The following is a 19866-nucleotide window of genomic DNA, read 5'->3' as shown; positions in this document are numbered from 1 at the left end:
ACTTAGGGTTACCTAATCCGGCCCCGGGAGACGGGCGCCCTTCCACCCTTGCCTAGACTTACCCGCCATGAAGAGCGAGTCCGTCGTACAGGTTCGCGGCCTGGTGAAGCGGTACGGCCCCAAGACCGCTGTGGACGGCCTCGACCTGTGCGTACGCACCGGCGCCGTCACCGCCGTCCTCGGCCCCAACGGCGCCGGCAAGACCACCACGATCGAGACCTGCGAGGGCTACCGCCGCCCCGACGCCGGCACGGTCCGGGTCCTCGGCCTCGATCCGGTCGCCGACGCCGCGGCGCTCCGCCCCCGAATCGGCGTGATGCTCCAGTCGGGTGGCGTCTACTCCGGGGCGCGCGCCGACGAGATGCTCCGCCACATGGCGAAGCTCCATGCCCACCCGCTGGACGTCGACACCCTGATCGAGCGCCTCGGCCTCGGCGGCTGCGGCCGTACGGCCTACCGGCGGCTCTCCGGCGGCCAGCAGCAGCGGCTCGCCCTGGCGATGGCCGTCGTGGGCCGCCCCGAACTGGTCTTCCTCGACGAGCCGACCGCCGGCCTCGACCCCCAGGCCCGCCGCTCCACCTGGGAGCTCGTGCGCGAGCTGCGCGCCGACGGGGTGTCCGTGGTCCTCACCACACACTTCATGGACGAGGCCGAGGAGCTCGCCGACGACGTCGCCGTCATCGACGCGGGCAGGGTCATCGCCCAGGGCAGCCCCGAGACGCTCTGCCGGGGCGGCGCCGAGAACACCCTGCGCTTCACCGGCCGCCCCGGTCTCGACATCGGCTCGCTGCTGAAGGCGCTGCCGGACGGCTCCGAGGCGGCCGAGATCCTCCCGGGCGCGTACCGCATCTCCGGTGACGTCAACCCGGAGCTGCTGGCCACCGTCACCTCCTGGTGCGCCCAGCACGGAGTGATGCCGTCGGGCATCTCCGTGGAGCGGCACACGCTGGAGGACGTCTTCCTGGAACTGACCGGCAAGGAGCTGCGCGCATGAGCGCCGGTACGTACACCCCCCGGCCGGGCGCCGCCCCGCTGGGCCGCATGATCGCCGCGCAGACCGCCCTGGAGACGCGGATGCTGCTGCGCAACGGCGAGCAGCTGCTGCTGACCGTGATCATCCCGACGCTGCTGCTGGTGCTGTTCAGCGCGGTCGACATCGTGGACACCGGCGCGGGCGAGTCCGTCGACTTCCTGGCGCCCGGCATCCTCGCGCTCGCCGTGATGTCCACGGCCTTCACGGGCCAGGCCATCGCCACCGGTTTCGAGCGGCGGTACGGAGTGCTCAAGCGGCTCGCGGCCTCGCCGCTGCCGCGCTGGGCGCTGATGACCGCCAAGACCCTCGCGGTGCTGGTCACCGAGGTGCTCCAGGTGGTGCTGCTCACGGTGATCGCGTTCGCGCTCGGCTGGTCGCCGCACGGCAACCCCCTCGCCGTCCTGCTGCTGCTCGTGCTCGGCACGGCGGCCTTCTCCGGGCTCGGGCTGCTGATGGCCGGGACGCTCAAGGCGGAGGCCACGCTCGCCGCGGCCAACCTGGTCTTCCTGCTGCTGCTGGTGGGCGGCGGGGTGATCGTGCCGCTGGACAAGTTCCCGGACGCGGTGCAGTCGGTGCTCGGGCTGCTGCCGATCGCGGCTCTGTCGGACGGTCTGCGGGACGTGCTCCAGCACGGCGCGGCGATGCCCTGGGGCGACCTCGGCGTCCTGGCGGTGTGGGCGGTCCTGGGGCTGGGCGCGGCGGCGAAGTTCTTCCGCTGGGAGTGAGCCCGGCGGCCGTGAGCGGGCCCGGCGGCCACCGCCGCACGTGAGCGCGCGGACGCGCTCCGTCGACGTTTCGGGGTATCTCGTCCCCCTCGTGAAAGCTTGCACAAGCCGCCGCCTACGATGGTGCGCGTGCCCAAGCTGACCCGAGCCGAAGTCGCTCAAGCCGCGCGGAACCCGCTCCTGTACATCGCCGAGCGATGGACCCCCTCCCCCCGTACGGTCCGCCGTGCGGCCATGTCCGCCGTCGTCATGGCCGTGCTCATCGTCGTGACCGGCGGCGCGGTGCGGCTGACCGGCTCCGGCCTCGGCTGCCCGACCTGGCCCAAGTGCACCGACGAGAGCCTCACGGCGACGAGCGAGATGGGCTTCCACGGCGCCATCGAGTTCGGCAACCGGATGCTGACGTACGTGCTGTGCGCGGCCGTCGGGTGGGCGATCATCGCCGCCCGGTCCGCCAAGCCCTGGCGGCGCAGCCTGACGAAGCTCGGCTGGGTGCAGTTCTGGGTGGTCATGGGCAACGCCGTGCTCGGCGGCATCGTGGTGCTGGTCGGCCTCAACCCGTACACCGTCGCCGCGCACTTCCTGCTCTCCACGGCGCTGCTCACCGTCGCGCTGGTGACCTGGCAGCGGGTCGGCGAGGGCGACGAGGCGCCCCGGCCGCTGGTCGGCAAGGCGGTCTCCCAGCTGACCTGGCTGCTCACGGTCGCCGCGGGGCTGCTGGTCGCGGTCGGCACGGTGGTCACCGGCGCCGGTCGGCACGCGGGCGACTCCAGCGATGTGCACCGCATCCCGATCGACTGGAAGATGATCGCGCAGCTGCACGCCGATCTGGCCTGGGTCGTGGTGGCGCTGACCGTCGCCCTCTGGTTCGTGCTGAAGGCCGTCGACGCGCCGGCCGGCCCGCTGCACCGTGCCCGTGACCTCTTCCTGGTGCTGATGGCCCAGGGCGTGATCGGGTACGTGCAGTACTTCACCGACACGCCGGAGATCCTGGTCGGTCTGCACATGCTGGGCTCGTGCCTGGTGTGGATCGCGGTGGTGCGGGTGGTCCTGTCGCTGCGCGAGCGCCCCGTGGCCGTGGCCGCGGTGCCCGGCCCCGCCACCGAGCAGCCGGAGCCCGCGGCGGCCGGCTGACGCCTCTCCGTACGACGCACGACGGCGATCGCCGGACGGTTCCGAGCAGGAACCCGTCCGGCGATCGCCGTTCTGTACGGGGAAGTGCTGGTCAGGCCTTGTCGGAGGGGCCGCCGATCTGGATGCCGGCCATCCGCGTCCACTCGTACGGGCCGGTGCGGACCTTCGCCGCGAACTCCCCGTCGAACTCGTCGTGCATCGTGATCCCGGCCTTGCGCGTGGCGCTCTCGGCGACCGCGTACGAGGGGGCGACCAGATCGCCCCAGCCACCGTCCTCGCCCACGAGCACGATGCGGGCGCCCCGCTGCCCGATGTAGGCGAGCTGTCCCTCCGCACCGCCGTGCGCCTTGGCGAAGGCGCCGATCTCCTTGGCGAGCTTCGCCGCCCTGCGCTCCGCGCGGGCCGCCTGCTTGCCGCTCTCCACCTGGGTCTCTGCCGTCTCAGCCATGTTCAGGATGCTACCGACGGGTAGGTCGACGCGCGACGGGCGGGGTACGTGGCTTGGGCCACGTACCCCGCCCGTCGGCAGGAATCGTCAGCAGGGACCGAGAAGCGGGACTACCTCAGGAAGGGGTCGACCGCCACGGCGACGAAGAGCAGGGAGACATAGGTGATGGACCAGTGGAACAGCCGCATCTCCTTGAGCTTGGCCCCGGTCACACCGGCCTTGGCCCGGTTCTGCAGGCCGTGCGCCTCCCAGAGCCAGAACCCGCCGGTCAGCAGCGCCACCCCCGTGTAGAACCAGCCGGTGTAGCCCAGCGGGGTCAGCAGCAGCGAGACGGCCACCATCACCCAGCTGTAGATGACGATCTGGCGGGCCACCACCCGGTTGGACGCGATGACCGGGAGCATCGGGACGCCGACCCGGGCGTAGTCGTCCTTCACCTTCATGGAGAGCGGCCAGTAGTGCGGCGGCGTCCAGAAGAAGATGACGGCGAAGAGGATGACGGCCGCCCACGACATGGAGTTCGTCACGGCCGACCAGCCGATGAGGACCGGCATGCAGCCCGCGATGCCGCCCCAGACGATGTTCTGCGAGGTGCGGCGCTTGAGCAGCATCGTGTAGACGACGACGTAGAACAGCAGCGCGCCGAGCGACAGCGCCGCCGACAGCCAGTTGACCAGCAGGCCGAACCAGACCGTCGAGATCACGGCGAGCGCGAAGCCGAAGGCCAGGCACTCGCGCGGGCTCACCATGCCGGTGACCAGCGGGCGCTGCGACGTGCGGTCCATCAGCGCGTCGATGTCGCGGTCGATGTACATGTTCAGCGCGTTGGCACCGCCCGCGGAGAGATATCCGCCGACGGTGGTGGCGAGCACGAGCCACAGGTCGGGCACGCCCTGAGCGGCGAGGAACATCACCGGAACAGTGGTGATCAGCAACAGCTCGATGATCCGCGGCTTGGTCAGCGCCACGAATGCCTTGACACGGGCCCCGAACGGGCGATGGCCCCCTGGGCTGGGAGTCAAGGCGACCCCTGCGGGTCGGGACTCGACGGCCGTCACGCACACCCCTGACAGAGAAATCCCAGCAAGCTCCGGGCGTGAAGGCCCGGTAAAGACTTGCGCGAACCAGACCACTGTAGACGTTGGGGACAGGCCCTCCTTCGCGGGGGTGGGTCGTGTTGAGGAGGCGTGGAAGCGGGGGTCCCTCTCCCCTTGTCACGGCACCCGGACCGCGGTTCCCGCCGCCGTGATACTGCGCGTGACCAGCGCCCCGCTCACCCCGGCGGCACAGAAGTACGAGGACCCGCTCATCGGAGGGCCCATAAGTAAGGAGAAGCGCTCATCGGAGTGGCGCAGAAGTGAGGCGTCGCGCTCATACGGGAGGCGAACTCCGCGGGCCGCCTGCACCCTGGAAAGCAGCGGAAAATGCTTGTTCCGACGGGGGTAGGCTCGACAACGCCCGGTGCGGTCACAGTCACCGGTTTACAACAGTGGAGAGGAGCCCTGACTCAGGGTGAGCACCAAGCCGACCACCACAGATCTCCAGTGGACCGAATTGGACCAGCGGGCCGTGGACACTGTCCGTGTCCTTGCAGCGGACGCCGTACAGAAGGTCGGAAACGGCCACCCTGGTACGGCCATGAGCCTCGCTCCCGCCGCGTACACCCTCTTCCAGAAGGTGATGCGCCACGACCCCGCCGACGCGGACTGGGCCGGACGCGACCGGTTCGTTCTGTCGGCCGGTCACACCAGCCTGACCCTCTACATCCAGCTCTACCTGGCCGGGTACGGCCTGGAGCTCGATGACCTCAAGGCCTTCCGCACCTGGGGCTCGAAGACCCCCGGCCACCCGGAGTACGGCCACACCACCGGCGTCGAGACGACCACCGGCCCGCTGGGCCAGGGTGTCGCCAACGCGGTGGGCATGGCGATGGCCGCCCGCTACGAGCGCGGCCTGTTCGACCCGGAGGCGGCCCCCGGCACCTCCCCCTTCGACCACATGGTCTGGGTCGTCGCCGGTGACGGCTGCCTCCAGGAGGGCATCTCCGCCGAGGCGTCCTCGCTGGCCGGGCACCAGAAGCTCGGCAACCTGGTCCTGCTGTGGGACGACAACCACATCTCCATCGAGGGCGACACGGAGACTGCGGTCTCCGAGGACACCCTGAAGCGGTACGAGGCGTACGGCTGGCACGTCCAGCGCGTCGACCAGCTGCCCAACGGCGACCTGGACCCGGCGGGTCTGTACGCGGCGCTCCAGGCGGCCAGGGCCGAGACCGGTCGCCCGTCGTTCATCGCGGCCCGCTCGATCATCGCCTGGCCCGCGCCGCACGCCCAGAACACCGAGGCCTCGCACGGCTCGGCGCTCGGCGCCGACGAGGTCGCCGCGACCAAGCGGGTGCTCGGCTTCGACCCGGAGAAGACCTTCGAGGTCGCCGACGAGGTCATCGCCCACACCCGCGAGGCGCTGGACCGCGGCCGCGAGGCCAGGGGCGAGTGGGAGAAGAGCTTCGCCGCGTGGCGCACCGCCAACCCGGAGCGCGCCGCCGAGTTCGACCGGATCTCCGCCGGCGAGCTGCCCGCGGGCTGGGAGGACAAGCTCCCGGTCTTCGAGCCGGGCAAGGGTGTCGCCACCCGCGCCGCGTCCGGCAAGGTGCTCCAGGCGCTCGGCGAGATCATCCCCGAGCTGTGGGGCGGCTCCGCCGACCTCGCGGGCTCGAACAACACCACGATCGACAAGACGTCGTCGTTCCTCCCGGCGGGCAACCCGCTGCCGGGCGCGGACCCGTACGGCCGCACGATCCACTTCGGCATCCGCGAGCACGCCATGGCCGCCGCCATGAACGGCATCGCGCTGCACGGCAACACCCGTATCTACGGCGGCACCTTCCTGGTGTTCTCCGACTACATGCGCAACGCCGTGCGCCTGTCCGCGCTGATGCACCTGCCGGTGACGTACGTGTGGACGCACGACTCGATCGGTCTCGGCGAGGACGGCCCGACCCACCAGCCGGTGGAGCACCTGGCCGCGCTGCGCGCCATCCCGGGCCTGAACATCGTCCGCCCGGCCGACGCCAACGAGACCTCCATCGCCTGGCGCGAGATCCTGCGCCGCTACACCAAGGTGTTCGGCAAGGGCGCCCCGCACGGTCTGGCGCTGACCCGCCAGGGCGTTCCGACGTACGAGGCGAACGAGGACGCGGCCAAGGGCGGCTACGTGCTCTTCGAGGCCGAGAGGCCCGACGGGCAGAGCACAGAGCCGCAGGTGCTGCTGATCGGCACCGGCTCCGAGGTGCACCTCGCGGTCGAGGCGCGCGAGGAGCTGCAGGCGGCCGGCATTCCGACCCGGGTGGTCTCGATGCCGTCGGTCGAGTGGTTCGAGGAGCAGGACCAGGCGTACAAGGACAGCGTCCTGCCGCCGTCCGTGAAGGCGCGCGTCGCGGTCGAGGCCGGCATCGGTCTGACCTGGTACCGCTACGTCGGTGACGCCGGCCGGATCGTGTCGCTGGAGCACTTCGGTGCCTCGGCCGACGCCAAGGTCCTCTTCCGCGAGTTCGGCTTCACCGGCGAGCACGTCGCCGCCGCCGCGCGGGAATCTCTCGCCGCAGCCGCGCGCTGACGCCGATATACGACTAGTAGGAGATGCAATTCTCATGACAGACGCACTCAAGCGCCTCTCCGACGAGGGCGTGGCGATCTGGCTCGATGACCTGTCGCGCAAGCGGATCACCTCCGGCAATCTCGCCGAGCTGATCGACCAGCAGCACGTCGTGGGCGTCACCACCAACCCGTCGATCTTCCAGAAGGCGATCTCCTCGGGCGACGGGTACGAGCAGCAGCTCACCGACCTCGCCACCCGCAAGGTCACCGTCGACGAGGCCATCCGCATGATCACCACGGCCGACGTGCGGGACGCGGCGGACATCCTGCGCCCGGTCTTCGACGCCACGGACGGCCAGGACGGCCGGGTCTCCATCGAGGTCGACCCCCGACTGGCCCACCACACCGCGGCCACCGTCGCCGAGGCCAAGCAGCTGGCCTGGCTGGTGGACCGGCCGAACACGCTCATCAAGATCCCGGCGACGAAGGCCGGTCTCCCGGCGATCACCGAGGTCATCGGCAAGGGCATCAGCGTCAACGTCACGCTGATCTTCTCGCTGGAGCGCTACCGCGAGGTCATGGACGCCTACCTGGCGGGCCTGGAGAAGGCGAAGGCCGCGGGCCTGGACCTCTCCCTGATCCACTCGGTGGCCTCGTTCTTCGTGTCCCGCGTGGACACCGAGATCGACAAGCGCCTCGACACCGTCGGCACCGACGAGGCCAAGGCCCTCAAGGGCAAGGCCGCGCTCGCCAACGCCCGGCTGGCCTACCAGGCGTACGAGGAGGTCTTCGGCTCGGAGCGCTGGGCCGCCCTGGACAAGGCGCAGGCCAACAAGCAGCGTCCGCTGTGGGCCTCGACCGGCGTCAAGGACCCCGCGTACAAGGACACCCTGTACGTCGTCGACCTGGTCGCCCCCGGCACGGTGAACACCATGCCCGAGGCCACCCTGGACGCCACGGCGGACCACGGGGAGGTCACCGGCAACACCATCGCCGGCACCTACGAGCAGGCCCGCGCCGAGCTCGACGCGGTGGCGAAGCTCGGGATCTCCTACGACGACGTCGTCCAGCTCCTGGAGGACGAGGGCGTCGAGAAGTTCGAGGCGTCCTGGATCGACCTGCTCAACTCGACCGAGGCGGAGCTCAAGCGCCTCGCCCCTTCGGAGGGCTGACCACCTTGTCTGGTGTTCCCGGAGCCAATCCGCTTCGTGACCCCCAGGACCGACGGCTCCCGCGCATCGCGGGGCCGTCGGGTCTGGTGATCTTCGGAGTCACGGGCGATTTGTCCCGTAAAAAGCTGATGCCCGCCGTGTACGACCTGGCCAATCGCGGCCTGTTGCCGCCGGGCTTCTCCCTCATCGGTTTCGCGCGCCGCGAATGGCAGGACGAGGACTTCGCACAGGAGGTCCACGACGCCGTCAAGCAGCACGCCCGTACGCCGTTCCGCGAGGAGGTCTGGCAGCAGCTCATCCAGGGGATGCGCTTCGTCCAGGGCAACTTCGACGACGACGACGCCTTCGAGCAGCTGAAGAACACGATCCAGGAGCTGGACAAGGCGCAGGGCACGGGGGGCAACTTCGCCTTCTACCTGTCCGTGCCGCCGAAGTTCTTCCCCAAGGTCGTCCAGCAGCTCAAGAAGCACGGCCTCGCGGACCAGAAGGAGGGCTCCTGGCGGCGTGCCGTCATCGAGAAGCCCTTCGGCCACGACCTGAAGAGCGCTCAGGAGCTCAACCAGATCGTGCACGACGTCTTCCCGCCCAACGAGGTCTTCCGGATCGACCACTACCTGGGCAAGGAGACGGTCCAGAACATCCTGGCGCTGCGGTTCGCCAACACGATGTTCGAGCCGATCTGGAACCGGTCGTACGTCGACCACATCCAGATCACGATGGCCGAGGACATCGGCATCGGTGGCCGGGCCGGCTACTACGACGGCATCGGCGCCGCCCGTGACGTCATCCAGAACCACCTGCTCCAGCTGCTGGCGCTGACCGCGATGGAAGAGCCCGGCTCCTTCCACCCGAAGGCCCTGGTCGCCGAGAAGCTCAAGGTGCTCACGGCGGTGGAGCTGCCGGAGGACCTGGGCAAGCACACGGTGCGCGCCCAGTACGAGCACGCGTGGCAGGGCGGCGAGGAGGTCCGCGGCTATCTCGAAGAGGACGGCATCGACCCCAAGTCGAAGACCGACACCTACGCCGCGATCAAGCTGACGATCAACAACCGCCGCTGGGCGGGCGTGCCGTTCTACCTCCGCACCGGAAAGCGGCTCGGCCGCCGGGTCACGGAGATCGCGGTCGTCTTCAAGCGGGCCCCGTACCTGCCCTTCGAGTCCGGCGCCACCGAGGAGCTGGGCGGCAACGCCCTGGTCATCCGGGTGCAGCCGGACGAGGGCGTGACCGTGCGGTTCGGCTCCAAGGTGCCCGGCACCTCGATGGAGGTCCGGGACGTCACGATGGACTTCGCGTACGGCGAGTCCTTCACGGAGTCCAGCCCGGAGGCCTACGAGCGGCTCATCCTCGATGTGCTGCTCGGCGACGCCAACCTCTTCCCCCGGCACCAGGAGGTCGAGCTCTCCTGGAACATCCTCGACCCGATCGAGCAGTACTGGGACAAGCACGGCAAGCCCGCCCAGTACCCGGCGGGTTCCTGGGGTCCGGCCGAGGCCGACGAGATGCTCGCACGAGACGGACGGAGCTGGCGCCGGCCATGAAGATCGATCTGACGGAGACCACTTCCAGCAAGATCAACCAGGCGCTGATCTCGGCCCGCCGTGCCATCGGCACCCCGGCCATCGGCATGGTGCTCACCCTGGTCATCGTCACCGACGAGGAGAACGCGTACGACGCGCTCAAGTCGGCCGGTGACGCCTCGCGCGAGCACCCCTCGCGGATCATCGCGGTGATCAAGCGGGTCAGCCGCTCGCCGCGCAGCCGCCGGGACGCCCGGCTCGACGCCGAGGTGCGGGTCGGTTCCGACGCGGGCACCGGCGAGACGGTCGTGCTGCGTCTCCACGGCGAGCTGGTCAACCACGCCCAGTCGGTGGTGCTGCCGCTGCTGCTGCCGGACGCCCCGGTCGTGGTCTGGTGGCCCGAGGACGCACCCGCCGACCCGGCGAAGGACCCGCTGGGCGCGCTCGCCCAGCGCCGGATCACGGACGCGTACTCGGCGGAGCACCCGGGCCAGGAGCTGGCGACCCGCGCCGACTCGTACACCCCGGGCGACACCGATCTGGCGTGGACCCGCATCACGCCGTGGCGCTCGATGCTGGCGGCCTCGCTCGACCAGCAGTCCGCCCAGGTCGTCTCGGCGACCGTCGAGGGCGAGTCGGAGAACCCGAGCTGCGAGCTGCTCGCCATGTGGCTCGCGGACCGGCTCGGGGTGCCGGTGGAGCGCACCGTCTCCGCCGGTCCCGGTCTGACGGCCGTGCGGATGGAGACCAAGAACGGCACCATCGTCCTGGACCGTCCCGACGGTTCGCTGGCCACGCTCTCGATGCAGGGCCAGCCGGACCGCGCGGTGGCGCTCAAGCGGCGGGACACCGCCGAGCTGCTCGCCGAGGAGCTGCGCCGCCTGGACCCGGACAACACGTACGCGGCGACGGTGAAGTTCGGCGTGGAGAAGCTCGGCGGACCGGCGGAGCCGAAGCCGGCCGAGCCCGCGGCGGACGCCGCCCCGTCCGCCGCTCCGGCTGCCGCGAAGAAGACCGCGGCCAAGAAGGCGGCGTCGAAGTGAGTGCTCCTCAACTTGTCGTGCACCGCGACAAGGAGCTGATGGCGCTGGCCGCCGCGGCCCGGCTGATCACGAAGATCGTGGACGCCCAGACCGCACGCGGCCACGCCTCGGTGGTCCTCACCGGCGGACGCAACGGCAACGGTCTGCTGGCCGCGCTCGCCGCCGCGCCCGCCCGGGACGCGATCGACTGGTCGCGGCTCGATCTGTGGTGGGGCGACGAGCGGTTCCTGCCCGAGGGCGATCCGGAGCGCAATGTCACGCAGGCCCGCGAGGCCCTGCTGGACTCGGTGGATCTCGACCCGTCCCGGGTGCACGCGATGCCCGCCTCGGACGGCCCCTGGGGCAACGACGCCGACGCGGCGGCCGCCGCGTACGCCGCGGAGCTGGCCGCCGCGGCCGGTCCCGAGGACCACGGTCCGGTGCCGACGTTCGACGTGCTGATGCTGGGCGTCGGCCCGGACACGCATGTCGCCTCGCTCTTCCCGGAGCTGCCCGCGGTACGGGAGACCGAGCGCACCGTCGTCGGTGTGCACGGCGCTCCCAAGCCGCCGCCCACCCGGATCTCGCTCACGCTGCCGGCGATCCGGGCGGCGCGCGAGGTGTGGCTGCTCGCCGCCGGCGAGGACAAGGCGGAGGCCGCGGAGATCGCGCTCTCGGGCGCCGGGGAGATCCAGGCCCCGGCGGCCGGTGCGTACGGACGCAGCCGCACGCTGTGGCTGCTGGACGCGGCGGCGGCCTCCCGGCTGCCGCGCGCGCTGTATCCGCCCGCCTCGCCCTGACCGTACGTCAGCACGGTTGCGCACAGGCCCGGTTCGCTCCTCGGAGCGGCCGGGCCTGTCGCGTGAAAGGATCGCGTCATGGTGCGCATCGGAACCGTGGTGATGGGCGCGTCGGACGTACGGCGTGCGACGGCGTTCTGGAAGGCGGCACTCGGTTACGTGGAGCGTGAGCCGGCGACGGACGACGACTGGGTGGTGCTGGTCCCGGCCGAGGGACCCGGCGTCGGTCTGGCCCTGGACCTCAGCGGTACGCCCGTGCAGGAGGTCCCCCGGGTCCACCTCGATCTCTACACCGAGGAGCAGGGCGCCGAGGTGGACCGGCTGATCGCGCTCGGCGCGACGCGGGTGGACTGGGATCTGTACCCGGACGACCCGGACTTCGTCGTACTGGCGGACCCCGAGGGCAACAGATTCTGCGTCATCGACACCACGCACGGCTGACCGGGCTCACCCGGCGGGCGGGACGCGCTCCAGGAAGGGCTCCAGCAGGCCGGGCACGGCCTTCGCGGCGAAGTCGAGGCCCTCGCCCGCGTCCGTGTCGTACGCCGTGTACGCACCCGCTCCGGCGGCCGTCGTCGCGGTGACGCTCAGGACCCCGGCCCGCCGCTGGAAGTACGTCTGCCGGACCGTCCAGCCGATGACCCCGGCCCGCTCCAGCGCGGCGGTCGAGCGCCGGACCGTACCCGACCTCACCACCAGGTAGTCGCCGCTGATGGCATGCCCGAGGCCGCGGTAGGCGTCGCGGGCCAGGAACACCCCGGCCGGCAGCCCCACGACGGCGCAGCCGAGCGCGATCCAGAGCAGTACGGGTGTCAGCAGTGCGCCCAGGAGAGCCAGCACGGCCACCGGGACCAGGACGGCCCCGAGCGCCCGGCGCAGCCTGCGGCCGCGGGCGGCACGGGGGTGCCCGGCCAGCAGGGCGCCGGTCGGGGACGTGGTCTCCCGCAGTACGTCGGCGGCCACCGCGTCGGCCACGGGCCTGGGCGCGGCGGGCAGCAGGGTGTTGTGGTCGCCGTGCTGTTCCTCGTCGTCCTTGGCCAGTCCGGTGGTGATCGCGTCGACCCGGGCCGCGCCGAACGTACGGATGCCGAGCGGTTCGACGAGCTCGACCCCGCGCAGCCGCCGTTCCTCGATGGAGACGGACCGGGAGGTCAGCAGTCCGCGCCGGATGCGCAGGGTGCCGCCGGGCTCGCGCTCCAGCCGGTAGTTCCACCACATCTCGACCCACAGGCCGAGCGCGCCGACGACACCGGCGGCCACCGCGGCGACGGCGAGGATCAGGATCATGGCGGTGAGCGAGGTGTCCCGGAAGCGCTCACCGATCCACTCGATCACCTGCCCCTGTGCCCCGAACCAGTCGCTGACCTGCATCACCGCACCGGCCGCCGCGCCGCCGAGCGCGGGGGCGACGAAGGAGACCGGTGCGTAGCGGATCCAGCGCGGGTCGAGGGCGACGAGCTCGCCCTCGCGGTGGGGGCCAGGGGTGCCGGTGGCCGTACGTTCCAGCAGTTCGCGGCGGAGCCGTTCGCCCTCTGCCCTGGGGACCGGGTCGAGCTCCAGGGTGGAGTCGTTGCCGGAGTGCTCTCCGGTGCCGATGCGGACGGTGACCAGACCGAGTACCCGTTGCAGCAGATGGGCGGTGAGGTCGACGCTGCGGATGCGCTCCCGGGCCAGTGAGCGCTTCTTGACCAGGAACAGCCCGGTGTGGAGATCGACCCGCTCGCCACCGACGCGGTAGCGGGTGCGGCGCCACCGTACGTAGTCGCCGGCCGCCGCGGAACCGATCAGCAGGACCGAGCCGGCGAGGACCCAGACGACGGCGGCCCCGAGGCCGACCCGGCCGGACAGGCCGAGCGTGGTGGGAACGGCCGCGCCGGCCGCCACCCCGGCCGTGACGAGCGCGCTGACCAGGACCGTGCGCCGGTCCAGCCGCCGCCAGTCGGCGGCGGTGGCCGTGCCGGGGTCCTGGGCCGGGCCCCGGCCTTCGAAGAGCGCCGCCCCGGAGCTCATGTGGCGTCCCCGGGGGTGACCTGGGTGATCCGGGTCAGCCGCTCGGCCAGCCCGGCCGCCGTTTCGTGGTCGAGGCCCTCGATCCGGACCGCGCCCCTGGCCGACGCGGTGGTCACGGTGACCGTGGCGAGCCGGTAGAGCTGTTCGAGCGGTCCGCGCACGGTGTCCACGGTCTGGATCCGGGACATCGGGGCGATCCGCCACTCCTGCCGGAAGACCCCGGTCCTGACGTACACCGCTTCGTCGGTGACCTCCCAGCGGTGGGTGCGGAACCACCACGAGGGGAGGAGGACGGCGCAGCCGGTGCCGAGGACCGCGAGGACCGCGGCGGCCGTCAGCAGCCAGAACCGGGCGGGCCCGATGAACGCGCCCAGCACGGCCAGGACGGCCACGGGGGCGGCGGTCAGCAGCAGCCACTGGGCTCGCCACCACCCCACGGCCCTCGGGTCCAGCGTGTTGTTCGGCGGCCGCAGCCGCACCGTCCCCTCCCCCGTGGTCATCGGCTCAGCGCCCCCGGCGGGCGCGGTACGCCCCGACGAGCGCGGCGGTCGAGCTGTCCAGCTGCTCGCCCCCCTCGCCCCCGGTGAGCACCGGCTCGATCTTCTTGGCGAGGACCTTCCCCAGCTCGACGCCCCACTGGTCGAAGGAGTCGATGTTCCAGACGGCGCCCTGGACGAAGACCTTGTGCTCGTACAGCGCGATCAGCTGGCCGAGGACGGACGGGGTCAGCCGGTCGGCGAGGATCGTCGTCGTCGGGTGGTTGCCCAGGAAGGTCTTGTGCGGCACCAGTTCCTCGGCTACGCCCTCGGCCCGGACCTCGTCCGGGGTCTTGCCGAAGGCCAGCGCCTGGGTCTGGGCGAAGAAGTTGGCCATCAGCAGATCGTGCTGGGCGACCAGTCCGGGCAGCAGGTCGGCGACCGGCTCGGCGAAGCCGATGAAGTCGGCCGGGATGACCTTGGTGCCCTGGTGGATCAGCTGGTAGTAGGCGTGCTGTCCGTTGGTGCCGGGGGTGCCCCAGACCACCGGTCCGGTCTGCCAGTCGACCGGATTGCCGTCCCGGTCCACGGACTTGCCGTTGGACTCCATGTCCAGCTGTTGCAAGTACGCGGTGAACTTGGACAGATAGTGGCTGTACGGCAGCACCGCGTGCGACTGGGCGTCGAAGAACGCGCCGTACCAGACGCCCAACAGACCCAGCAGCATCGGGACGTTGGACTCGGCGGGGGCGGTGCGGAAGTGCTCGTCGACGAGGTGGAAGCCGTCGAGCATCTCGCGGAACCGGTCCGGGCCGATGGCGATCATCAGCGAGAGACCGATGGCGGAGTCGTACGAGTACCGGCCGCCGACCCAGTCCCAGAACTCGAACATGTTGGCGGTGTCGATGCCGAATTCCGCGACCTTGCCGGCGTTCGTGGACAGCGCCACGAAGTGCTTGGCGACGGCGTCCTGATCGGCCCTCAGACCGGTCAGCAGCCAGTTGCGGGCCGAGGTGGCGTTGGTGATCGTCTCGATCGTGGTGAAGGTCTTCGACGCGATGACGAAGAGCGTCTCGGCCGGGTCGAGATCGCGCACCGCCTCGTGGAGGTCGGCTCCGTCGACGTTCGACACGAAGCGGACGGTGAGGTCGCGGTCCGTGAAGGAGCGCAGCACCTCGTACGCCATGGCGGGGCCGAGGTCGGAGCCGCCGATGCCGATGTTGACGACGTTCTTGATGCGCTTGCCGGTGTGGCCGGTCCACTCCCCCGACCTGACGCGGTCGGAGAACGCGGCCATCCGGTCGAGCACGGCGTGCACGCCCGGCACCACGTTCTCGCCGTCGACCTCGATCACCGCGTCGCGCGGGGCACGCAGCGCGGTGTGCAGAACGGCGCGGTCCTCGGTGGTGTTGATCTTCTCGCCGCGGAACATCGCGTCCCGCAGCCCGGCCACCCCGGTGGCCGCGGCGAGCTCGCGCAGCAGTCGCAGCGTCTCGTCGGTGACCAGGTGCTTGGAGTAGTCGACGTACAGATCGCCGACCGTCAGGGTGTATTCGGTGCCGCGCTCCGGATCGTCCGCGAAGAGCTGCCGCAGATGGGTCGTCCCGAACTGCTCGCGGTGCTTGCCCAGAGCTGTCCACTCGGGCGTCTGGTTGAGCCTGGTTCGGCTTCGTGTGTTCATCCCGGATATCAGCCCAATTCTTCTCGTGCCTGCAGATGCCCCGCTGCACCTACAAACCTAATTGATCAGAAGGGCCGACGAGGCAATGGAGACCTGCGGCACGGCGAAAGCGGTCCGGCCGGGCACCCCGTGGGTGCCCGGCCGGTCAACTTCTAGATTTCGCCGCGGAGTTTCGCCAGCGCCTCGGCGAGAATGGCCTCGCCGTCCGCGTCGCTGCGCCGCTCGCGTACGTACGCGAGGTGCGTCTTGTACGGCTCGGTGCGCGGCGGGTCCGGCGGGCTGTCCCGGTCCTGGCCGGCCGGGAAGCCGCAGCGCGGGCAGTCCCAGGTCTCCGGTACCTGCGCGTCACTGGCGAAGCTCGGCTGCGTCTCGTGCCCGTTCGAGCACCAGAAGGAGATGCGGAGGCGCGGCGCGGACTCACCGCGCTCGGCCTCCCCCATCGGCCCCGCTCCGACCCGGCTTCCCCGGATCGCGTTGCCACTTGCCACGGTCGTAACTCCCTGCGTGATGGTGCTCGAAGATGCCCCAGTCTACGTAAGGCCCAACGCGCGTCCAGTGAAAGGAGTTACACCGTCACCGGGAATCGCGTACGACGGGTCAGTTGTCCAACTTGATCAGCAGACCAAGCACAACAATGCACGCGAACCACGCCAGACCGACGACCACGGTGATCCGGTCGAGGTTCCGTTCGGCGACCGAGGAGCCGCCGACCGACGACTGCATGCCGCCACCGAACATGTCGGAGAGGCCGCCGCCCTTTCCCTTGTGCATCAGCACCAGCAGCATCAGCAGCAGGCTGAAGACGATCAGGGCGATCTCGAACGCCAAAATCACGGCTGGTCCCTACTTTCCGGAATTCCTCTGACTGCATGTGCTGATTACGGGGGCCGGGAGGTTACACCCTCCGCGGCCCCCGCAAGGGTACGACGGATCCGCGCTACCGCATACTCACTGGTCGCGGAAGCGGACGATCTTGACGAACTCGTCGGCGTCGAGCGCGGCGCCGCCGACCAGCGCGCCGTCCACGTCGGGCTGCGCCATGATCGCGGCGACATTGCCGGACTTCACCGAGCCGCCGTACTGGATGCGGACCGCGTCGGCCAGCTCCTGCGAGTACAGCTCGGCCAGCCGGCCGCGGATCGCACCGCAGACCTCCTGGGCGTCCTCGGGGGTGGCGACCTCACCGGTGCCGATGGCCCAGACCGGCTCGTACGCGATCACGATGGACTCGGCCTGCTCGGCCGGGACGTCCTTCAGACCGCCGTCGAGCTGCGCGAGGGTGTAGGCCACCTGGTCACCGGCCTTGCGGACCTCCAGGCCCTCGCCGACGCAGAGGATCGGGGTCAGGCCGTGCTTGTACGCGGCCTTCACCTTGGCGTTGCAGATCTCGTCGGTCTCGCCGTGGTACTGGCGGCGCTCGCTGTGGCCGACGGCGACATAGGTGCACCGCAGCTTGGCGAGCATCGGGCCGGAGATCTCACCGGTGTACGCGCCGGAGTCGTGCGCCGAGATGTCCTGGGCGCCGTACTTGATCTTCAGCTTGTCGCCCTCGACCAGGGTCTGCACGGAGCGCAGGTCGGTGAAGGGCGGCAGGACGGCGACCTCGACGGCGTCGTAGTCCTTGTCGGTCAGCGCGAAGCCGAGCTTCTGGGTGTGCGCGATGGCCTCAAGGTGGTTGAGGTTCATCTTCCAGTTGCCCGCCATCAGCGGGGTACGAGTGGTCATGAAAGGTCAGTCCTCCAGTGCGGCGAGGCCGGGAAGCGTCTTGCCCTCGAGGTATTCGAGGCTGGCACCGCCACCGGTCGAGATGTGTCCGAATGCGTTCTCGTCGAAGCCCAGGGTGCGGACGGCCGCGGCGGAGTCGCCACCGCCGACGACACTGAAGCCCGAGGAGTCGACGAGGGCCTGGGCGACTGCCCGGGTGCCCTCGGCGTAGTCGGGGTGCTCGAAGACGCCCATCGGGCCGTTCCAGAAGACGGTGGCGGCGTCGGCGAGCTTCGATGCGTACAGCTTGTTGGTCTCGGGGCCGTTGTCCAGGCCCATGAAACCGGCCGGCATGGCGTCCGCGGGCACCGTGCGGTGCTCGGTGGGGGCCTTGCTCTTGAGGTCCGGGAACTGCGCGGAGACCACGACGTCGACGGGGAGCACGAACTCCACGCCCTTGTCCTCGGCGCGCTTGAGGTACTCCAGCACCGCCGGGATCTGGTCCTCCTGGAGCAGCGAGCTGCCGACCTCGTGGCCCTGGGCCTTGAGGAAGGTGTACGCCATGCCGCCGCCGATCAGGATGCGGTCGGCGCGCTCCAGGAGGTGATCGATGACGCCGAGCTTGTCGGAGACCTTGGAGCCGCCGAGCACCACGGCGTACGGGCGCTCGACGTTCTCGGTGAGCTTCTTCAGGACGCCGACCTCGGTGGCGATCAGGTCACCGGCGGCGTGCGGCAGCCGGGCCGGGAGGTCGAAGACCGAGGCGTGCTTGCGGTGCACGGCCCCGAAGCCGTCGCCCACGTACAGGTCGGCGAGCTCGGCGAGCTGGTCGGCGAACGCGCCGCGCTCGGCGTCGTCCTTGGACGTCTCGCCCGGGTTGAAGCGGAGGTTCTCCAGGACGGCGACCTGGCCGTCGGCGAGACCGGCGACCGCGGCGCGGGCGGACTCGCCGACCGTGTCGGTCGCGAACGCCACGTCGGCGCCGATCAGTTCACCGAGGCGGGCGGCGGCGGGCGCCAGGGAGAAGGCGGGGTCCGGGGCGCCCTTGGGGCGGCCCAGGTGCGAGGCGACGACGACTCGCGCGCCGGCCGCGACGAGCTTCTCGACGGTCGGCTGGACGGCGCGGATCCGGCCGTCGTCGGTGATGGTGGTGCCGCTCAGCGGCACGTTGAGGTCGGCACGCACGAATACGCGCTTGCCGGTGACCCCTTCGGCGATCAGTTCGTCGATCGTCTTCATCTTGCTGGACTCCTTGGAGGGCGGGAGAGCATGCGACGGGGCCCGAACGGCGCGGCGTTGCGCGGTTCGAGCCCCGTGCTCACATCTTGATGCCTGCCGGTTCGACGGTCAGAGCTGGGTGCCGACGAAGACGGTCAGGTCGACGAGGCGGTTGGAGTAACCCCACTCGTTGTCGTACCAGCCGAGGATCTTCACCGACTTGCCCTCCTGAACCATGGTCAGCGAGGAGTCGAAGGTGCAGGACGCCGGGTCGCCGACGATGTCCGACGACACGATCGGGTCCTCGGTGTAGTACAGGATGCCCTTGAGGGCGCCGTCGTCGGCAGCCTTCTTGAACGCGGCGTTGACCTCGTCCTTGGTGACCTCGCGCTGGAGCTCGACGACCAGGTCGGTGGCCGAGCCGGTCGGGACCGGGACGCGCATGGCGATGCCGTCCAGCTTGCCCTTCAGCTGCGGGAGCACCAGGGCGGTCGCCTTGGCGGCACCGGTGGTGGTCGGGATGATGTTCTCGGCGGCGGCGCGGGCGCGGCGCAGGTCCGAGTGCGGGAAGTCGAGGATGCGCTGGTCGTTGGTGTACGCGTGAACCGTCGTCATGAGGCCCTTGACGATGCCGAAGTTCTCGTCGAGAACCTTGGCCATCGGTGCGACACAGTTGGTCGTGCAGGACGCGTTGGAGATGACGTGGTGGTTGGCCGCGTCGTACTGGTCCTGGTTGACGCCCATCACGATGGTGATGTCCTCGCCCTTGGCCGGAGCCGAGATGAGGACCTTCTTGGCGCCGCCCGCGATGTGCTTCTCGGCGTCGGCCTTCTTCGTGAAGATGCCGGTCGACTCGATGACGATGTCGACGCCCAGCTCACCCCAGGGGATGTCGGCCGGGTTGCGCTCGGAGAGAACCTTGATCGTGTGACCATCGACGGTGATGGTGTCGGCGGTGTGGCTGACCTCTGCCTTCAGACGACCCAGGATGGTGTCGTACTTCAGCAGGTGGGCGGTGGTCGCGGTATCACCCAGGTCGTTGACAGCCACGATCTCGATGTCCGCACCCTGCTCCAGCAGCGCGCGGAAGTAGTTGCGGCCGATGCGACCGAAGCCGTTGATGCCTACGCGGATCGTCACGAACCAATCTCCTCATGAGGTACGCGGGATTTTCACCCCGGCGAGTTGTATGAGATGTCCCCGACCGCCTCCGACCCTACCTCTCCGAGGCCCACGGGGTGACATCCAGCACGGCCGTGGGAAGCGCCGAGGCCCGTACTCCTCGGTAGGAGCACGGGCCTCTGGATAACTGGCCGTACATGCAGTGACG

At 70.3% G+C, this 19866-nt stretch carries 19 protein-coding genes; 9 read left to right on the top strand and 10 right to left on the bottom strand.

Translation table 11 applies throughout. The annotated features are described in order from the left end of the window. Positions 1 to 67: 67 nt before the first annotated feature. The 3 genes from ACFYY1_RS05395 (at position 68) to ACFYY1_RS05385 (ending at position 2892) form a co-directional block, all read left to right on the top strand. A complete protein-coding gene (locus ACFYY1_RS05395; protein ID WP_388581081.1) occupies positions 68 to 994 on the top strand; it encodes an ABC transporter ATP-binding protein in 927 nt (308 codons plus the stop codon). Beyond that, a complete protein-coding gene (locus ACFYY1_RS05390; protein WP_383708808.1) occupies positions 991 to 1758 on the top strand; it encodes an ABC transporter permease in 768 nt (255 codons plus the stop codon). Before ACFYY1_RS05395 ends, ACFYY1_RS05390 begins: the two co-directional genes overlap by 4 nt. A 120-nt stretch (positions 1759 to 1878) precedes the next feature. Further along, positions 1879 to 2892, top strand: a complete 1014-nt coding sequence (locus tag ACFYY1_RS05385) for a heme A synthase (protein WP_388581077.1) — start codon at positions 1879 to 1881, stop codon at positions 2890 to 2892. Positions 2893 to 2983: 91 nt separating this feature from the next. On the opposite strand, the gene ACFYY1_RS05380 is transcribed toward ACFYY1_RS05385, so the two are convergent. Both ACFYY1_RS05380 and ACFYY1_RS05375 read right to left on the bottom strand, forming a co-directional pair. Beyond that, positions 2984 to 3340: a hypothetical protein gene (locus ACFYY1_RS05380; RefSeq protein WP_259929401.1), complete on the bottom strand. Its 357-nt coding sequence runs from the start codon at positions 3338 to 3340 to the stop codon at positions 2984 to 2986. Positions 3341 to 3450: 110 nt separating this feature from the next. Continuing rightward, positions 3451 to 4404, bottom strand: coding sequence for a heme o synthase (locus tag ACFYY1_RS05375; RefSeq protein WP_388581073.1), 954 nt, complete (start codon positions 4402 to 4404; stop codon positions 3451 to 3453). 448 nt (positions 4405 to 4852) lie between these two features. Here ACFYY1_RS05375 and tkt point away from each other — a divergent pair, with 448 nt between their 5' ends. From tkt to ACFYY1_RS05345, 6 genes are all read left to right on the top strand, one after another. Further along, positions 4853 to 6955 (top strand): transketolase, encoded by a 2103-nt coding sequence (tkt, locus tag ACFYY1_RS05370; RefSeq protein WP_388581070.1) that lies wholly within the window; start codon positions 4853 to 4855, stop codon positions 6953 to 6955. Between the two features lie 34 nt (positions 6956 to 6989). Continuing rightward, the gene (gene tal / locus ACFYY1_RS05365) at positions 6990 to 8108 is read left to right on the top strand and encodes a transaldolase (RefSeq protein ID WP_388581067.1); all 1119 of its coding nucleotides are present in this window, start codon (positions 6990 to 6992) and stop codon (positions 8106 to 8108) included. Between the two features lie 5 nt (positions 8109 to 8113). Continuing rightward, positions 8114 to 9646, top strand: coding sequence for a glucose-6-phosphate dehydrogenase (gene zwf, locus ACFYY1_RS05360; RefSeq protein ID WP_266736487.1), 1533 nt, complete (start codon positions 8114 to 8116; stop codon positions 9644 to 9646). Then, positions 9643 to 10668 (top strand): glucose-6-phosphate dehydrogenase assembly protein OpcA, encoded by a 1026-nt coding sequence (gene opcA, locus ACFYY1_RS05355; RefSeq protein ID WP_388581063.1) that lies wholly within the window; start codon positions 9643 to 9645, stop codon positions 10666 to 10668. Before zwf ends, opcA begins: the two co-directional genes overlap by 4 nt. After that, on the top strand, positions 10665 to 11447 hold the full coding sequence (pgl, locus tag ACFYY1_RS05350) for a 6-phosphogluconolactonase (protein WP_388581060.1): 783 nt from the start codon (positions 10665 to 10667) through the stop codon (positions 11445 to 11447). Before opcA ends, pgl begins: the two co-directional genes overlap by 4 nt. 78 nt (positions 11448 to 11525) lie before the next feature. Then, the gene (locus ACFYY1_RS05345) at positions 11526 to 11888 is read left to right on the top strand and encodes a VOC family protein (protein ID WP_388581057.1); all 363 of its coding nucleotides are present in this window, start codon (positions 11526 to 11528) and stop codon (positions 11886 to 11888) included. 6 nt (positions 11889 to 11894) lie between these two features. Here the strand turns inward: ACFYY1_RS05345 and ACFYY1_RS05340 are convergent, their stop codons facing one another. The 8 genes from ACFYY1_RS05340 to gap all read right to left on the bottom strand — a co-directional run bounded on the left by ACFYY1_RS05340 (position 11895) and on the right by gap (position 19676). Next, entirely contained in the window at positions 11895 to 13457 is a 1563-nt protein-coding gene (locus ACFYY1_RS05340) for a PH domain-containing protein (protein ID WP_388581054.1), read from the bottom strand. Next, entirely contained in the window at positions 13454 to 13957 is a 504-nt protein-coding gene (locus ACFYY1_RS05335; protein ID WP_388581051.1) for a PH domain-containing protein, read from the bottom strand. Before ACFYY1_RS05335 ends, ACFYY1_RS05340 begins: the two co-directional genes overlap by 4 nt. A 4-nt stretch (positions 13958 to 13961) precedes the next feature. Further along, complete coding sequence (pgi, locus tag ACFYY1_RS05330; RefSeq protein ID WP_388581048.1) at positions 13962 to 15614, bottom strand: glucose-6-phosphate isomerase; 1653 nt, start codon at positions 15612 to 15614, stop codon at positions 13962 to 13964. Positions 15615 to 15766: 152 nt separating this feature from the next. Further along, on the bottom strand, positions 15767 to 16102 hold the full coding sequence (locus ACFYY1_RS05325; protein ID WP_072483070.1) for an RNA polymerase-binding protein RbpA: 336 nt from the start codon (positions 16100 to 16102) through the stop codon (positions 15767 to 15769). A 109-nt stretch (positions 16103 to 16211) separates the two neighbouring features. After that, positions 16212 to 16448, bottom strand: a complete 237-nt coding sequence (gene secG / locus ACFYY1_RS05320; protein WP_093539669.1) for a preprotein translocase subunit SecG — start codon at positions 16446 to 16448, stop codon at positions 16212 to 16214. Positions 16449 to 16562: 114 nt separating this feature from the next. Further along, entirely contained in the window at positions 16563 to 17339 is a 777-nt protein-coding gene (tpiA, locus tag ACFYY1_RS05315; protein ID WP_388581044.1) for a triose-phosphate isomerase, read from the bottom strand. 6 nt (positions 17340 to 17345) lie between these two features. Then, positions 17346 to 18557 carry a phosphoglycerate kinase gene (locus ACFYY1_RS05310; RefSeq protein ID WP_266736500.1) on the bottom strand — a complete coding sequence of 404 codons (1212 nt, stop codon included), beginning with the start codon at positions 18555 to 18557 and terminating at the stop codon, positions 17346 to 17348. A gap of 108 nt (positions 18558 to 18665) precedes the next feature. Further along, positions 18666 to 19676: a type I glyceraldehyde-3-phosphate dehydrogenase gene (gene gap / locus ACFYY1_RS05305; protein ID WP_388581041.1), complete on the bottom strand. Its 1011-nt coding sequence runs from the start codon at positions 19674 to 19676 to the stop codon at positions 18666 to 18668. Positions 19677 to 19866: the final 190 nt, after the last annotated feature.

Origin of the sequence: Streptomyces sp. NPDC001890 (genome assembly GCF_042891445.1) — a bacterium.
In the GTDB taxonomy this organism is placed as follows: domain Bacteria; phylum Actinomycetota; class Actinomycetes; order Streptomycetales; family Streptomycetaceae; genus Streptomyces.
The sequence above is the reverse complement of the archived record's forward strand: the minus strand, read 5'-3'. Positions and strand labels throughout refer to the sequence as shown.

Coding starts and splice junctions, on each gene's coding strand:
- ACFYY1_RS05385 (WP_388581077.1), top strand. CDS start 1,879: ATGGTGCGCGTGCCCAAGCTGACCCGAGCCGAAGTCGCTCAAGCCGCG.
- ACFYY1_RS05340 (WP_388581054.1), bottom strand. CDS start 13,457: ATGAGCTCCGGGGCGGCGCTCTTCGAAGGCCGGGGCCCGGCCCAGGAC.
- tal (WP_388581067.1), top strand. CDS start 6,990: ATGACAGACGCACTCAAGCGCCTCTCCGACGAGGGCGTGGCGATCTGG.
- ACFYY1_RS05310 (WP_266736500.1), bottom strand. CDS start 18,557: ATGAAGACGATCGACGAACTGATCGCCGAAGGGGTCACCGGCAAGCGC.
- tpiA (WP_388581044.1), bottom strand. CDS start 17,339: ATGACCACTCGTACCCCGCTGATGGCGGGCAACTGGAAGATGAACCTC.
- ACFYY1_RS05335 (WP_388581051.1), bottom strand. CDS start 13,957: ATGACCACGGGGGAGGGGACGGTGCGGCTGCGGCCGCCGAACAACACG.
- pgi (WP_388581048.1), bottom strand. CDS start 15,614: ATGAACACACGAAGCCGAACCAGGCTCAACCAGACGCCCGAGTGGACA.
- ACFYY1_RS05345 (WP_388581057.1), top strand. CDS start 11,526: ATGGTGCGCATCGGAACCGTGGTGATGGGCGCGTCGGACGTACGGCGT.
- opcA (WP_388581063.1), top strand. CDS start 9,643: ATGAAGATCGATCTGACGGAGACCACTTCCAGCAAGATCAACCAGGCG.
- ACFYY1_RS05390 (WP_383708808.1), top strand. CDS start 991: ATGAGCGCCGGTACGTACACCCCCCGGCCGGGCGCCGCCCCGCTGGGC.
- ACFYY1_RS05395 (WP_388581081.1), top strand. CDS start 68: ATGAAGAGCGAGTCCGTCGTACAGGTTCGCGGCCTGGTGAAGCGGTAC.
- ACFYY1_RS05380 (WP_259929401.1), bottom strand. CDS start 3,340: ATGGCTGAGACGGCAGAGACCCAGGTGGAGAGCGGCAAGCAGGCGGCC.